The sequence below is a fragment of the Pseudomonas sp. S36 genome (assembly GCF_016647875.1).
In the GTDB taxonomy this organism is placed as follows: Bacteria; Pseudomonadota; Gammaproteobacteria; order Pseudomonadales; family Pseudomonadaceae; genus Aquipseudomonas; species Aquipseudomonas parafulva.
In genome coordinates, this window is sequence record NZ_JACVVG010000003.1 from 132,809 (window position 1) to 148,094 (window position 15,286).

Annotated in this window: 14 protein-coding genes and 1 pseudogene; 1 reads left to right on the top strand and 14 read right to left on the bottom strand. The window is 50.3% G+C overall.

What is annotated here, in order from left to right; translation table 11 throughout:
* Positions 1-9 precede the first annotated feature (9 nt).
* From IAE36_RS23970 to IAE36_RS02775, 13 genes and pseudogenes are all read right to left on the bottom strand, one after another.
* Positions 10-291 (bottom strand): methyltransferase domain-containing protein, encoded by a 282-nt coding sequence (locus IAE36_RS23970; RefSeq protein WP_394342720.1) that lies wholly within the window; start codon positions 289-291, stop codon positions 10-12.
* Between the two features lie 190 nt (positions 292-481).
* Positions 482-1,450: pseudogene (locus IAE36_RS02720) on the bottom strand (GlxA family transcriptional regulator); the annotation flags it as partial.
* Between the two features lie 166 nt (positions 1,451-1,616).
* On the bottom strand, positions 1,617-3,053 hold the full coding sequence (locus tag IAE36_RS02725) for an NAD(P)(+) transhydrogenase (Re/Si-specific) subunit beta (RefSeq protein ID WP_117139632.1): 1,437 nt from the start codon (positions 3,051-3,053) through the stop codon (positions 1,617-1,619).
* A gap of 5 nt (positions 3,054-3,058) precedes the next feature.
* Positions 3,059-3,370 (bottom strand): NAD(P) transhydrogenase subunit alpha, encoded by a 312-nt coding sequence (locus IAE36_RS02730; RefSeq protein WP_117139633.1) that lies wholly within the window; start codon positions 3,368-3,370, stop codon positions 3,059-3,061.
* An 11-nt stretch (positions 3,371-3,381) separates the two neighbouring features.
* Positions 3,382-4,503, bottom strand: a complete 1,122-nt coding sequence (locus tag IAE36_RS02735) for a Re/Si-specific NAD(P)(+) transhydrogenase subunit alpha (protein ID WP_201198344.1) — start codon at positions 4,501-4,503, stop codon at positions 3,382-3,384.
* Positions 4,504-4,578: 75 nt separating this feature from the next.
* Positions 4,579-5,295: a hypothetical protein gene (locus tag IAE36_RS02740; protein WP_201210069.1), complete on the bottom strand. Its 717-nt coding sequence runs from the start codon at positions 5,293-5,295 to the stop codon at positions 4,579-4,581.
* Positions 5,296-5,348: 53 nt separating this feature from the next.
* Positions 5,349-6,197 carry an S-formylglutathione hydrolase gene (gene fghA, locus IAE36_RS02745; protein WP_201198341.1) on the bottom strand — a complete coding sequence of 283 codons (849 nt, stop codon included), beginning with the start codon at positions 6,195-6,197 and terminating at the stop codon, positions 5,349-5,351.
* 70 nt (positions 6,198-6,267) lie between these two features.
* Positions 6,268-6,936, bottom strand: a complete 669-nt coding sequence (locus IAE36_RS02750) for a glutathione S-transferase family protein (protein WP_201162898.1) — start codon at positions 6,934-6,936, stop codon at positions 6,268-6,270.
* Positions 6,937-6,946: 10 nt separating this feature from the next.
* Complete coding sequence (locus IAE36_RS02755; RefSeq protein WP_201198339.1) at positions 6,947-8,713, bottom strand: Rieske 2Fe-2S domain-containing protein; 1,767 nt, start codon at positions 8,711-8,713, stop codon at positions 6,947-6,949.
* Between the two features lie 30 nt (positions 8,714-8,743).
* Entirely contained in the window at positions 8,744-9,598 is an 855-nt protein-coding gene (locus IAE36_RS02760; RefSeq protein ID WP_201162896.1) for an aromatic ring-hydroxylating oxygenase subunit alpha, read from the bottom strand.
* Positions 9,599-9,748: 150 nt separating this feature from the next.
* Entirely contained in the window at positions 9,749-10,834 is a 1,086-nt protein-coding gene (locus IAE36_RS02765; protein WP_117182408.1) for a sugar phosphate isomerase/epimerase family protein, read from the bottom strand.
* Between the two features lie 29 nt (positions 10,835-10,863).
* Positions 10,864-12,207 carry a nucleobase:cation symporter-2 family protein gene (locus IAE36_RS02770; protein ID WP_201162895.1) on the bottom strand — a complete coding sequence of 448 codons (1,344 nt, stop codon included), beginning with the start codon at positions 12,205-12,207 and terminating at the stop codon, positions 10,864-10,866.
* Between the two features lie 100 nt (positions 12,208-12,307).
* Complete coding sequence (locus tag IAE36_RS02775; protein ID WP_201162894.1) at positions 12,308-13,375, bottom strand: Rieske 2Fe-2S domain-containing protein; 1,068 nt, start codon at positions 13,373-13,375, stop codon at positions 12,308-12,310.
* Positions 13,376-13,772: 397 nt separating this feature from the next.
* Between IAE36_RS02775 and IAE36_RS02780 the strand changes: the two genes are divergently transcribed.
* On the top strand, positions 13,773-14,435 hold the full coding sequence (locus IAE36_RS02780) for a GntR family transcriptional regulator (protein ID WP_201162893.1): 663 nt from the start codon (positions 13,773-13,775) through the stop codon (positions 14,433-14,435).
* 29 nt (positions 14,436-14,464) lie between these two features.
* Here the strand turns inward: IAE36_RS02780 and IAE36_RS02785 are convergent, their stop codons facing one another.
* The gene (locus IAE36_RS02785) at positions 14,465-15,253 is read right to left on the bottom strand and encodes an outer membrane protein OmpK (RefSeq protein WP_328822848.1); all 789 of its coding nucleotides are present in this window, start codon (positions 15,251-15,253) and stop codon (positions 14,465-14,467) included.
* Positions 15,254-15,286 lie beyond the last annotated feature (33 nt).

The following is a 15,286-nucleotide window of genomic DNA, read 5'->3' on the forward strand; positions in this document are numbered from 1 at the left end:
TATGCCATGTCACGCGGCTTCGAACGACCCAAGCGATTCGGGCATGTCGAGAAGCTCATATTCGAAGATTGTGGGAATCCGCAGGTGATCAATATTTGAGCGATTGCGCGCCCTACCAAGCGCATCCTTATCATGGTCGATCCCTACGACTTCACCAGTCATCCCAACTATGCCACTCAGGAGAAAGGCGACGTCACCCGAATCGCAGCCGGTATCTAATACACGCATCCCGTTAGCAATGCCTGCGTCAATGAGAAGCTGAGTTGCAAAATCAATTCTAGCAGTCGTTATTCATTTTGCTCCTTGAATTTCCTGCATATATTGAAGCAAGCACACCAATCAACGCAACGAATATCTCAGCTTATTACTTTACACTACCAAGCGTTGACTCACCGCCACCTTCACCTAACTTCAAATATACGTCTCTCCGGGAAGACACACCCACTACCACCTTCCCCACACGCTTATTATCAGAGATGACGCGCTCGTTTCGTGGAGGATAACCGAAGCACTCACGATAACACTTTGTAAAGTGTGGTGTAGAGACAAAACCGACAACCGAAGCAACCTCAACTATTGATATATTTGTTTGCCTCAACAATTGACGAGCACGAATCAATCGTAGTCTTAGATAGTAACGAGATGGAGAGCAACCCAAGTATTTCTGAAAAATCCGCTCCAGCTGACGGCGAGACACTGATACATATTCAGCTAACTCATCTAAATCAATTAGCTCCTCTGTATTAGACTCCATCAACGCAACTATTTCTTGCAGCTTAGGCTGATTAGCACCAAGTATATGCTTCAATGGAACACGTTGATGATCATGTTCATTCCGAATCCGCTCATAGACGAACATCTCGGAAATCGCAGCGGAAAGCTCACGACCATGATCTCGGGTTATTAAGTGCAACATCATATCTAGAGGTGCAGTACCACCAGAGCAGGTTATTCTATTTCGATCCAGGGTAAAAAGTTTGGTACTCAAATTAACATGAGGAAAAGCTTCTTGCATACCAGCTAAGCATTCCCAATGCACGCTGCAATCAAAACCATCCAGCAACCCTGCACACGCTAGAGCCCAGCTACCCGTGCATACCGCACCGATACGCTGGGATCTGCGAGTTTGCGAACGGAGCCACATGATATGATCTCTCGTAACAGTACGCTGTATCCCAACTCCCCCGCATACTATCACCGTATCCATCATCGGTGCATTGCTAACGCCAGTGTCTGGAGTAATTTGAAGTCCATCACTGGCCCATACTTGTCCACCATCGGCACTAAGGGTACTCCAACGATACAATTCCCTACCAGATAGTTGATTCGCCATACGCAGAGGCTCAACAGCAGACGCAAGAGATATCAGAGTAAAATTTTCAAGCAAGAGAAAACCGACGGACTGCATAGGTTCGGAATGCGTAAATTCTCGATAGCCAGTGGATGACATACTAGTACCTCACTACGTCAAGTGTTACCAGCTTAGACACTGTTCTATTTATTATCTCTGCTAGAGCACTAAGCGCTCTAAAACCAATCCGCATCACTGGCAAAATATGACTGCGCAACAAAACTAATCATGGGCGCTAGCCAGCGCCCTTGATAGTCAATTTCAGTCAAGCTACCGCTTTCACCATGTCTTCGATAACTTTCTTCGCATCACCGAACACCATCATGGTCTTGTCCAGGTGGAACAACTCGTTGTCCAGACCGGCATAACCGCTGGCCATCGAGCGTTTGTTGACGATGATGGTCTTGGCCTTGAACGCCTCGAGGATCGGCATGCCGGCGATCGGCGATTTCGGATCGTTCTTCGCCGCCGGGTTGACCACGTCGTTGGCGCCCAGCACCAGCACCACGTCGGCCTGGCCGAATTCGGCGTTGATGTCTTCCATCTCGAACACCTGGTCGTACGGTACTTCGGCCTCGGCCAGCAGCACGTTCATGTGCCCGGGCATACGCCCCGCCACCGGGTGGATCGCGTACTTAACGGTCACACCGTTGTGAGTCAGCTTCTCGGTCAACTCCTTCAGCGCATGCTGGGCGCGAGCTACTGCCAGGCCGTAGCCCGGGACTATGATCACGCTGTCTGCGTTGCTCAGCAGGAAGGTCGCGTCATCTGCCGATCCGGACTTCACCGGGCGCTTCTCTTGCGAGCCTTGCGCCGCGCCGGCACCGGTATCGCCGCCGAAACCGCCGAGGATGACGTTGAAGAACGACCGGTTCATGGCCTTGCACATGATGTACGAGAGGATCGCACCCGACGAACCCACCAGCGAGCCGGCGATGATCAGCATCGAGTTGTTCAGCGAGAAGCCGATACCGGCTGCGGCCCAGCCCGAGTAGCTGTTAAGCATCGACACCACCACCGGCATGTCGGCGCCGCCAATTGGGATGATGATCAGCACGCCCATGACGAAGGCCAAGGCCAGCATTAGAGCGAAAGCGCTGTAGTGGCCGGTGAAGGTGAACAGCAGGCCCAGGGCAATGGTGGTCAGGCCCAAGATCAGGTTCAGCTTGTGCTGGCCGGCGAACTGTACCGGTGCGCCTTGGAACAGGCGGAACTTGTACTTGCCCGACAGTTTGCCGAAGGCGATCACGGAACCGGAGAAGGTGATGGCACCGATCGCCGCGCCAAGGAACAGCTCAAGGCGATTACCAGTGGGGATCGGATCGCTGATAGCGGTGACGATGCCCATCGACTGCGGCTCCAGTACGGCGGCGATGGCAATGAACACCGCGGCCAGGCCGATCATGCTGTGCATGAAGGCGACCAGTTCCGGCATCTTGGTCATCTCGACGTGCTTGGCCATCATCGAACCGGCGGTACCGCCGACCAGCAGGCCGACGATCACGTAGCCGATGCCGTCGGTAGCTAGCTCGGTACCAAGCTTATAGATGAGGCCGATCGTTGTGAGGATCGCCAGCCCCATGCCGATCATGCCGAACAGGTTGCCGCGCCGCGAAGTGGTCGGGTGCGACAGGCCTTTGAGTGCCTGGATGAAACACATCGAGGCGACGAGGTAGAGGAGCGTTACCAGATTCATGCTCATGCTAATTATTGCGCCTCGCTCTTGGTTTTCTTTTTGAACATCTCAAGCATGCGGCGTGTGACTAAGAAGCCGCCGAACACGTTGACCGCTGCCAGGGCCACCGCCAGGGTGCCCATCAGCTTGCCCGCAGTGGTCACGGTCAGGGCCGCAGCCAGCATGGCGCCGACGATGACGATCGCCGAAATGGCGTTGGTGACCGCCATCAGCGGCGTGTGCAGTGCCGGGGTGACGTTCCACACCACGTGGTAACCCACATAGATGGCCAGCACGAAGATGATCAGGTTGTAGATGCCGTGCGAAATCAGCATGTCTTCCATTGTCGTGCTCCTTAGCCGTTCTTGCGGACGACCTGGCCGTCGCGGCACATCAGGCAGGCCGCGACGATGTCGTCTTCGAGGTTGATGACCAGTGCGCCGTCCTTGTCGAACAGCAGCTTCATGAAGTCCAACAGGTTGCGTGCATACAGCGCCGAGGCATCGGCGCCCAGCTGGGCCGGCAGGTTGGTCGGGCCGACGATGGTCACGCCGTTTGCCTGCACCACCTGGTCGGCGACCGTCAGCGGGCAGTTGCCGCCCTGGGCTGCGGCGAGGTCGATAACCACCGAGCCGGGCTTCATCTGTGCCACGGTTTCTGCGCTGAGCAGGGTCGGCGCCTTGCGCCCGGGGATCAGAGCGGTGGTAATGACGATATCGGCCTGTTTGGCCCGCTCATGTATGGCTTGGGCCTGGCGCTGCATCCAGCTGGCCGGCATTGGCCGAGCATAGCCGCCTACGCCTTGGGCGCATTCACGCTCTTCATCGGTCTCGTACGGCACATCGATGAACTTGGCGCCGAGCGACTCGATCTGCTCCTTCACCGCCGGGCGTACATCGGACGCCTCGATCACCGCGCCCAGGCGCTTGGCCGTGGCAATCGCCTGCAGGCCGGCAACGCCTGCACCCAGGATCAACACGCGCGCGGCCTTAACGGTACCGGCGGCGGTCATCAGCATGGGCATGAAGCGTGGGTAGTGATGGGCGGCCAGCAACACAGCCTTGTAGCCGGCGATGTTGGCCTGCGACGACAATACGTCAAGGCTCTGCGCCCGCGAGGTGCGCGGCGCGGCTTCCAGGGCGAAGGCGGTGATGCCGCGTACTGCCATTTTTCCTATCATGAGGTCATCGAAAGGATTGAGCATACCCACAAGTAAGCTTCCCTCACTTATAAAACTCTGCTCCTCATCCGTTGGCGGATGTACTTTTAGTATGACTTCACAGCCGTATGCATCGCTCATAGTGCCTATCGATGCCCCGCATTCCTTGTACGCTGAATCTGGAATTGCAGCACATAGCCCAGCTCCTGACTCAACAATTACCTGATGCCCCTGGAGCAAATATTTTTTTATCGTATCAACAGTTGCAGAAACGCGCGTTTCGCCCGCCAGGGTTTCTTTCGGGATACCAATTCGCAAGGCAATATCCTCACACTCGATGGCGCTACGTATCAATCTCACATCATAGCGCACTCTTATATTTGAAGTTCAGGCTTAGGCTTGCCCGACACGCTGAAATGGAAGGATCTGAGCTGATTCCTGCGGAGCAAGAGTGCCGTCAAGGATAATTTCCGAATGGGCTAACCGAGCTTGGCGCTCCGGTGAGATATCACACAGCCAATTTACGGGGCCATTTAAAACCACCTCTCCAGTGTATGGTCGGATCATAAAATTAGATATCCGAATATCAATATCACAAGAAGTTGTCGTTACATACTTAAATAAAAGCTTTCTCAACGCCTGGGTGCATCGCATCGTCCGAGGATAGATCGGAACATGGTTGAGTCTCGCTAGCAACTTACATTTCTCGCTAAAGGTAGAGTAAATCACCCCTTCTGTAACGCCAGTGAGAATACGTAGTAGATCTTGAACTTCACGAAAGGCTGCAGGGGAACTCGAAAGCGGATGCAATAGTTCCAACTCAGCCAGCCAAAGGTAGTCAGGATAAAAAGCGTCATCTTGATACAGCGCAACAGCACCGAAATCCCTATGTATTCTGGCCACTCCATCTACTGAGTGCTGCTTCGCTTTAACCGAATAATCATGTCCTGCATTGTCTATGGAAAGATGGAATACGGTGTCTGCTTCACTACCCTCAAAAACGAGACTGAAGCTTCCACTACCCAGCAATTTCTTACCCTGCAATAAAGAGGAACTCCTGAGATTCCTAAAGGCTTCCCCCGAAAATATTTGATACTCAACACTATTCATGACCCCTCCGTGCCACAAGGTTCCATATAGATATTAATTATGAACTTTAATATTTAGCCTTCGATCAACGCGCTGGCGTGATGGCGCAAATGATCCTCAATAAACGACGCGACGAAATAATAACTATGATCATAGCCATGATGGATACGAATACTAGCCACATGGCCAGAACGCGACGCTATAGAAGATAACGACCCGGGTTTGAGCTGGCTATGCAAAAACTCGTCCTCAGCTCCCTGATCTATCAACAAAGGCAACCGTTCTTGAGCATTTGACATCAATTCGCAGGTATCCCACTCCCGCCACTTCTGGATATTGTCACCCAACATCTGACTGAAAGCCTTATGCCCCCAGGGCGTTTTAACAGGATTGGTTATGGGCGAAAATGCGGAAACCGAAAGATAACGACCAGGATTTCGCAGCGCGCAAATCAGAGCGCCGTGACCGCCCATGGAATGTCCGCTGATGCCCCGCTTATCTGACACAAGGAAATTGGCTTCGATAAGCGCAGGTAGCTCCTCTACAATATAGTCATGCATCTGATAGTTTTTTGCCCAAGGCTCTTCAGTAGCATTGATGTAAAAACCGGCACCATGCCCAAAATCCCAAGACTTATCTACATCATCGGGTACATGCTCTCCCCGAGGACTGGTATCCGGTGCAACAATAGCCATGCCTAACTCAGCCGCCAGTCGATGTGCGCCAGCTTTTTGCATGAAATTCTCGTCAGTGCACGTCAGGCCGGAAAGCCAATAAAGCACCGGAACGCTTGGCCTCGATTCCATATTGGGGGGCAGGTAAATACCGAAGGTCATTTCGCAACCAAGCACTTGGGATTGATGCTTGAACCGGTTATACGAACCATCAAAACTTCTTTGTGACGAAATCTTGGTAATGCTCATCATCGTAGTCCTATTAGTAGTTACAGAGTAAAGTCGGGTGTCTGAGTAGAATTCTCAAACACCCTTTAGGCTAAGCGCTGACTGGCTTCTCTGAGCTTTCGGATGCTGACGAGGTGGGGAAGACACCTGACATAACAGTGAACCCTGGAAGACGCTTGACACGATCTACCCAGCGACGGATCGCCGGGTAGTCCTCAAGTGATACCCCCCCCTCATCAGCCAATACGATATAAGGGAAGCATGCGATATCGGCAATCGTCGGATGCAACGAACTGCAGATGTACTGTAGCCCCTTCAGATCGCGGAACCAGAGATGTTCATCTAAAATTTTGAGCAGTTGATGAGCGCGATCGCGACAGGACTGAACATCGAACTCGAAGAAAAAAAGATCATGAAGTCGAGCTGCTGAAATAGTGCTGGTTAGACTGTCAGCAAAGGCGATCCACATTTGCACTTCGGCCATGAGATCAGGGCGCGCGATCGGGTACCAGTATCCAGTCTTGTCATATTGAGTAGCTAAATAAACCAAGATAGCTTGGGCATCACGCAGGACTAAATCACCGTCAGTAAGCGCGGGAAGTTGGCCAAGTGGATTAATTTTGAGAAATTTCTCCGACTTATGCTCACGGGAAGGATAAAATTCCACCGGTTCAATCTTGTACTCCAGCTTGAGGATCGACAAAAAAAGTCTCACCTTGTAGCAGTTTCCGGAAAGCTCATAGTCATAGAGTGTGATCACGATTGAGGCCTCACAGGTCGAGAACAATTTTCTTGGATTTGCAGCGCGAAACACACGGCATTATCCACTTGCCACTTTCCCTTTCTTTTTTGGAAAGATAGGTATCGTGGTGTTCGAGATCGCCAGAAAGAACCGCAGTTATGCAGGTGCCGCAGACACCCTGCTCGCAAGAAGCCTCAATCTGCACGTTATTTTCCAAGCACGCCTGTAGCAGCGTCGAGCCAGCAGGCACAATGAAACTTTGACCAGACTTACTCAATTCAACTTCGTACTCTTCGTCTGAAACAGGAGCGTCATTCTTCTTACTGAAGAACTCGAATCTAATTGATTCTTCACTTACGCCATGGGCAATTGCCACCGACGACACAGTTTCTATCATAGGTTGCGGGCCACAAGTGTAGATATCAATGCTTTGAGGCTCATGCTCCCACATGATATCAGCAAGTTTTTCTTTGGTCTCCTCAGGCCCAAGACCAAAGTGCAGGTTCAAATTCTCGCCCAATGCGTTCAGTCGTTCCAGGAAAGGTACGTACTCTTCACCTCGGGCGAAATAATGGATCTCAAATGGCGTACCTTGCTCATCGAGCGCTTGAGCCATACAGAGGATTGGAGTAATACCAATGCCGCCCGCCACAAGGATAGGACGCTTACCCGTCTCTACGAAAGGGAAGCCATTACGAGGCAGCGTTACTTTCAACTGGGTACCGACCTTTACCTGTTCATGCATCGACTTCGAACCACCACGCGACTGTAGTTCTTTTTTAATGCCAATGATGAAAGATTCTTGCTCCCAAGGTGCATTCACCAATGAGTACTGCCGGATACATCCTTCAGGCGTGGTGATGCTGATGTGCATACCAGCAGTGAACGTGGGTAACGGATGTCCAATAGGCTTGAGCCAATACGAGCAGATGTCACTCGTTTCCTGCGATCGGGTTACAACTTCGCAAATATATTCGGCAGGTGGTGCTTTAGTAAGATTTTCTGTCACTAACTCAACGTTGTCGACAGTCTGATCACTAATATCATTGATGTGAATCAAATTCGAAGTCGCCGCCTCTGATAGTCGACGGATCGCGCTCATAGCGAATGCGAAACTCTTCTGGAGCTCATAACCTGAACGACCTGGTGTTAATGCTTGAGCATGAACGAGAGTCTTGGTGACGGTTGCCCGTTGCAGATAGAGGTGGATTGCAAGCGCGCCAACCTTCGTGACGATTATCGCTCGGTCGTGATGCATGGTTTTGAGATGCAAATCATCGACATCAGTCACACCAAAAACATCAACGAATGCTGACAAGTTAGCTCGCAAGACACTGATCAGATAATCACTGTCGGTGCCAATAACGGTAGTGTGAAGATTAGTTTTTACAGCATTGACCAATTGCGCATCATCGAGGATGGAGATTGGCTCTCCCTCAGGCTGGCCCAATGACGTCCAAACCAGCCCATGCTTCTCGCGCGCAGGAAATGTATTCACACGAGCTTTGCTTGGCTCAGTGGCATCTCGATGAGCTGGAACAAATGTACACCCACCTGTCCCAGTTTCATAAGTCCAACCGTGATACTGGCAGCGGACTTCGGTGCCAGTATTTGCTCCCAAAGTCAGTCGAAGGCCCCGGTGAGGACAACGGTTTTCCCAAACGTTGATATTTCCGTTGTCGTCTCGCCAAACCGCCATCTCTTGTCCCATGAGCGTCGCATGATACACGTGACGCATGGGTAGATCTTCAGGAGTAGCGATGGGGAACCACTGGTTCAAGTCAATTTTATTCACGGCGCTTACCTCTTTATTGATTCTTGTTATTCAGTCCCGCAGGGTTCCGTACTGCACGCCTTTCTCACGCATCCATCGACGATAAGCGGTCGCTAAAACGTCAGCGCGAACTGGACTTTCCCGACTAGCAGCCAAAGGGAGACGCTTGGGTACCTGGTTAATCAGGATCATCAGGTCTTGGCCAAAGATCGTTTGTTGGAAATGTCGAAGCTGCTGATCCGAGTTAACCTCATCGACGTAACACATGATGGTGTGAGCTATGCACCAATCTTCATCGACAGGCTGGATAAAGAGCCCCAAAGCATCCCAACGATCCGGCTGTGGGGGACAAGTTTTATAAAGAATTGCTGAATATGGCCGAGTAACTCTGTAAATGTACTGCATATCAATAGGCTCTACCGCTGTAGCAGAACCCTTGGGCTGAGGAAATCGACATTCTGTCGCGAATATCTCATCTCTCTCTTCATCGTGGTGAACCTTGTAAGGTTCAACCTCGGTCAACGGCTCAGCTCCCAGAATATCGGTATGCACAAATGGGAAGTGCGCCATATCCAGAAAATTCTCGATGGCACGCAGACCGGACACATTGACACGTACAGAACCCGCACTGACAATACGGCGATCCGCCTCGTTGAATTCCGGAATGTCAAACATTTCCGTGGGCTGCTCGGCAAATGACAACCAGAGAACTCCATAAATTTCCCTGGCGTGGATGCGGGACACGGATTCTGCACTTTGCTCCCATAAGGCGTTCACACCCTCAACGCTTTTTACGTAGCTGACAGTTCGCCCGAGCAATCGGCAACGGTAGCGCTTTTCCAGAGCCACATCATCCAAAGCAGCGACTGGATGCCAATCATTAAAGATTACTTCATCGGAAGACATTTTGGCACCTTTGGTTTTTCACATTGCTCATCTGGTATACCAGGTTATAGCTCGAGAATTGACTGGAAACGAGATCCAGGATCTCTACAATTCCCGAGCAAGTAGACTAAACAGTGATGACTTGGCCCTTGGCAAAATACAAGGGGGTGATCAAACCTGATTCCGATATTGGTTTACGAAATCGTTACCCTGTTCGTTTTTGGCAAGGTGGATAGCCATGCGCTCCGCATAGAGCTCTCGAACAAACTGAGCGACCAAGCAGCTGTCAGCATACATATCGTACTTCCAGCCAGTGCCGTAAGCCGCAAGGTTAATATTGTCGATAGTCATCAAACGGAGACTAGAGTTTTCCTCGGCAATATAGCTATCTATGACTTTCCGAATCAACTCTTTGGTTGGAGCAAGTTTATGAGCGTGCCAAAAATCTGTGTGCCATTCGCCTGATTTTGGATTGCTGAACGGGTATTGGATTGAGCGACCTGGTCGATCATAGCCTAGGCCATCCCATGGGCCAGTTTCACCTGCCCACCAGTTACGTGGCCCATTGGGCGCTGCTGGCCGCACTTGGGCCCAATGCACAGTATTACGAGCAAGCCATTCGTCCGCGTAGCTGTCGTCATTAAATGGATCAAGTCTACGGGTGCCTTCCTGATCACCGCGTAACTGGGCAACGGCGATCTCCACCTCATTCTCAACCTTAAAAATGCAATGGCTATAATCCATACAGATATTGAATGGTATTCCATGACGTTCGACCATATCCGCAACTTTTGCAACTCGCCGCGGGTCTTCCGACCACATATCGACATGATTCTCAAAAGTAATAATTACTCCTCTTTTTTCAGCGTATTCATACGCATTCAGATAAGAGATCGCAACCTCTTCATCAGTAATATAATGCCCATCGGCGTGTTTCGCCCAGACCATCAAATTATGATATTTCGCTCCAACTGCGATCGTCTGATCAATATTCTCGCGGATTCGTTGTTCATCTGCACCCAAGGTATACGTCCAGCTCCCGCTATAGACTGGCAGCGAGTAAGTCTGGCTTGCTTTAATATACTCGTCTAATTCAGAAGTACCCACTGGAATCCGATCTACGAAGTCCCAGAGCCCCGACTCCTTCTGGAGCCGGAACTGCTCCATGATGGGAAGCTCTTTGTCAGATACAGGCTTATGAATGGACGAAGGTTGAACCCCACGACCTGCACAGCCAAGCAAGAACATCTTTTTCATTATTCTTCTCTCTTAGGGTTGGTGTGAAATCAGACTTCAGCTTCTTTCGCAGCAGTTAACAGTGAGTTCTTTGTCTCCTCCGCACTACCGAAACCATTGAAGAAGACATTCAAAACAACAGCGCAGATGGCTGTCAGGAGCACTGGGCTTTCAAGAATTGGAGCCATATCTTTAGGCAGCTTGGCAAAGAACTGGGGCGAAACCACAGGAATCATTCCTATCGCCACACTGATTGCTACAACATATAGGTTTTTATTATCAGCGAAGCTAACCCGCGAAAGAACCTTTATACCGCTCGCAGCTACCATGCCAAACATTACTAAACCTGCACCCCCGAGCACGTACGGCGGAATGGACGCAATTATCATCGCAACCTTAGGAAACAGCGCCAGAAGCACTAAAAAGAATCCAGCCAGGGCACACACCCACCTGCTTTTCACGCCAGTTATACTGATTAAGCCAATGTTCTGAGCATATGAGGTATAGGGAAATGTATTAAATACACCCCCCAGCATTGTACCAACACCATCTGCTCTGAAGCCCCTAACGAGTTCCTTTTCCCCTACCGGCTTATCGACGACCTCTCCTAGCGCCAGGAACATGCCGGTAGATTCGATAAATGTGACCAACATAACGATGCACATTGCAACAATAGGCCACAGGCTAAACTGCGGGACACCGAAGTGAAAAGGCACAACGATCCCGAACCATGGAGCCCGACTTACGTCGCTAAAATCGATCTGTCCAGCACTTAAGGCCAAAAGAAAGCCGAACATCATACCAAGCAGAATCGAAATGTTGGATAAGAACCCTCTAGCGAATCTAACAATGATTAAAATTGCTACTAAGACTGCAGCAGCTATCGACAAATATAAAGGATTTCCGAAATCTGGATTCCCATATCCACCCGCAGACCAACTGGCCGCTACCACCATCAGCGACAAACCTACAGCTAAGATCTCCGTTCCTGTCACAACAGGTGGAAAAAATCGGATTAATTTTCCAATAAAGGGTGCTACCAGGAACCCAAATAGACCGGCAGCTATGGTCGCCCCAAAGATTTGCAGCAGACCTGCCTGGGGATCGGTACCAATTGCAACCAAGGGCCCGATAGCTGTAAAGGTAACACCCATCATTACAGGTAGTCGGATGCCAACATTCCCGAACCCGATGCACTGAATCAGCGTTGCAATACCGCACGCGAATAGATCAGCATTAATCAAGAAGGCCACTTGGTCTTTAGGCAACTTAAGTGCCGCGCCCAAAATCAGCGGTACAGCGACAGCACCTGCATACATCACAAGCACATGTTGCCACCCCATGAACATGACCTTATAAACGTTTGTTTTTTTCCGCAGGGCAAGAGATTGCATGAGCATCACCCAAGCTAATAATTATAATGTCTCGCGTTCTGGCTTCTGCCTATGCACGAGGAAAGTGTCGCACCATCGGCGCGACACGTAATACTTTGTATTACTGCTCTTCTTCAATAACCGTTGTCAAAACCGAGCTGCGAAACGCTTCACGCCCTTCAACTGCAGCAACAGACAATTCCTTATGCCATTTGCGGAACTGGATAGAAACCTTATCAGTAGCCACAGAGACCTCAGACGTTTGAATCTCCAGAGGCCATTGAGACTCAATTACCGGCTGATCCTCATCCAGCACCCGCTTCTGGAAAGCCAGGTGCATGTGATCTGGCTGATTGTCTTTCTCGCGAACTATGATCATGAAATTGCGGCAGGTTGTGGCATCAACCGGGCTGGCGGTAGTCCACAAGATGAAACGCGAGTCATCTTTCCACAATTTGATTTCGAGGTTTACGGAATAAGGCATGGTGCAGCGGTAGGTGAAATCCCCCATAGGCGCTTCAGGGGGTATACCTTTCATTTCTCGCGGTGGCGCGAGATTGAACTGCATTTCCCCACCAACTCGGTTTACATATACCGTAGGATGACTAGCGAAAAATGGATCGTACAGAGTACCTGGATGAACAAACGCAAAATGGGAAAAGTCAGTAAAGTTCTCCCAACGTCGCTCAGCAACAGTATTCCAAATGTACGAATCTGCAACTATCACTTGCATATCAGGGTTTTCGTAGTCACTCAGATAGGGAATCTGAGTACAGTCAAAGCTATTGTCTAGTCGAACCCAGACAATGCCGTATCTTACTTCACAATCGTAGGAAGATATTTTGGCACGAGGAGAAATACTCTTATCTGGGCAAGCAGGAATGAGCTTACAAGCGCCCTCTTGATCATAACGCCAGCCGTGATAAGGGCACTCCAAATAATCTGTCCCAGCATGGCTACAGACTCGCCCTATAGATAGCTGGGCCGATCTATGTGCACATCGGTCAGCCGCAGCAACAATATTCGAGTTCAGCCTGGCGATCACCAACCGTTCTCCTAGCAAGGTAACGCCCATAGGGCCATGCCCGCTAGGGTTAGCACGCTCGAACTCGTTCAGGGTGCATACGGGATGCCAGAAGTGACGGAGGTAGGTTTTGTCGTCCAAGAGAGGCTTGAGTTGTTGGTTCACGTGTGGAGTCCTCAGGGCTAGCGATTGCCAATGTTATTTTTGTGTGCCAAAAAACCTGTCAGGCTTCCCAGATCGCCTATCTGGTATACCAGTTTAGCCGGTTTTTTACGACGGATAGTTTTTTTGTATCCGCTTGCAGGTACGTGGTTGAGCCAAAAACAGGGCAGATTCCGTGCCAGATCGATCCATCGGAGGTGTGCTTACTCTGTTATCCTATTGTTTAATAATGCATTTTTCTGACCTAAGGGTCAGAATAACTCACGAATCTGTATACAATGCGTTCAATTTTTGTGTACGGCGCGTGTTTCAAACGGTGACACAGTTGGTGTCGTGTTACATTTTGGTGCTATGTTCGCAACCCGTGCACGCCCAACGAACGAGAGGGCTAAGGTAGATCATGCTGACCCAGACAATTGTCGCCGCTATTTCAGACGCCATTTATCACCGCCGACTGCCCCCAGGGACAAAGCTGAACGAGCGTGAGATCGCTGAGCTTTTTAACGTAAGCCGCACCGTTGTGCGCCAAGCGTTGATCCGCCTATCCCAGGACAAGCTTGTCGAAATTTCGCCTAAGCGCTCGACCAGCGTTTGGTGCCCAACCTTCGATGATGCCTTTGAGCTTTATCAAATGCTGCTTGTGCTAGAGAGTGGTGTCATCGATCAGCTCATCCAATGCATTACAAGTCAGCAGCTCGACGAGCTGCGTGTCCATACGCATAAAGAGCACACCGCGCACCAATGCGGGCTTGCTGATGAAGGAGACAAGCTAGGCCGAGGATTTCACTCGTTGCTGATTTCCTTTCTGGGTAATAACACAATCGATCAGATTCATGCGCAGCTGCGCCGGCGGGAAGCATTGATCAATGCTCTATACCGTGTAGGTTTTGACTACTGCAAACTGCGTAATGAGCATGCCGAGCTTGTTGGCTGTTTAGAGCGTAAAGATGCTGTTGCGGCTAAAGAACTACTGGCATCCCATTATAACCTAGTGATCAAAGGGTATAAGTTCGACGCCGCGCGCTCGCCTGACGTAAATCTTAAGTTTGCACTTCAGATCTAATGCGGGGGCTACGCCCCCGCATAAGCACATTAAAAGTGATACTTGATCATTGCGCTGGTGACGCTCTGGTCAGTTTTATACTGCGCCGTGTTCTCTATCCCATACTTGTTAGACCAGTAGTCATACTCCACTCCGACATAGAGCTTCTTCGGCGCCCCCCACAGCAACTTCCCGATATCGTATTTGACTTGAGGATTGAAGTGAAAGTTGTGCTTTAGCCCGTACTTATCACCTATCACCCAGTCGATATAACCATCGACTAAAATATCGCTTCTTCCTACAGGTATCGTATACGACCAAACGGGTGTGACCTGCCAACCACCCATCCCCTCCCCGCCTTCCGGCTTCCGGTAGTAGAAGTTCAGCATGAAATAATCAAACCCAGGGATAGATAAGTCGAAGCCTGGCCCTATAAGATAGTTAACTTGATCATCGCGACCTTTGCTTCGATTATTATCCCATTCAATCGTCGTCGCAATTAAGACATCCTTCACAATACCCCAACTAAATGAGTTGCCCGTCATTTTGGATAGAGAGAACCGGGGAGAGTATTCAGAATAAATTCCGTGATGACCGTCATAGTCAGTTTGTGAGCCGGGATACCAGTAATTATCAATGAAGAAGAAGAAGTCCCCCCACGCCCAGCCACTGGTATGCTCGAATGTTATGATTTGCATTCGCCTCGGATCTACCTTGAAATCCTTCCCATACTGATAGCTGACGCTCTCTTGATGCCAAAGCAGCATATCTCCAGCGTAAGCTGAGGGTGTCAACACGGTCGCAGCCAAAATTCCCAAACATTTTTTTGTTGATTTCACTCGACGAGCTCCTCATCACCTGACCTACGAGTC

What these genes read in the sequence shown, in the direction of transcription:
- IAE36_RS02725 (WP_117139632.1), bottom strand. Translation starts at nt 3,053, where the DNA reads ATGAGCATGAATCTGGTAACGCTCCTCTACCTCGTCGCCTCGATGTGT.
- IAE36_RS02730 (WP_117139633.1), bottom strand. Translation starts at nt 3,370, where the DNA reads ATGGAAGACATGCTGATTTCGCACGGCATCTACAACCTGATCATCTTC.
- IAE36_RS02740 (WP_201210069.1), bottom strand. Translation starts at nt 5,295, where the DNA reads ATGAATAGTGTTGAGTATCAAATATTTTCGGGGGAAGCCTTTAGGAAT.
- fghA (WP_201198341.1), bottom strand. Translation starts at nt 6,197, where the DNA reads ATGAGCATTACCAAGATTTCGTCACAAAGAAGTTTTGATGGTTCGTAT.
- IAE36_RS02760 (WP_201162896.1), bottom strand. Translation starts at nt 9,598, where the DNA reads ATGTCTTCCGATGAAGTAATCTTTAATGATTGGCATCCAGTCGCTGCT.
- IAE36_RS02765 (WP_117182408.1), bottom strand. Translation starts at nt 10,834, where the DNA reads ATGAAAAAGATGTTCTTGCTTGGCTGTGCAGGTCGTGGGGTTCAACCT.
- IAE36_RS02770 (WP_201162895.1), bottom strand. Translation starts at nt 12,207, where the DNA reads ATGCAATCTCTTGCCCTGCGGAAAAAAACAAACGTTTATAAGGTCATG.
- IAE36_RS02780 (WP_201162893.1), top strand. Translation starts at nt 13,773, where the DNA reads ATGCTGACCCAGACAATTGTCGCCGCTATTTCAGACGCCATTTATCAC.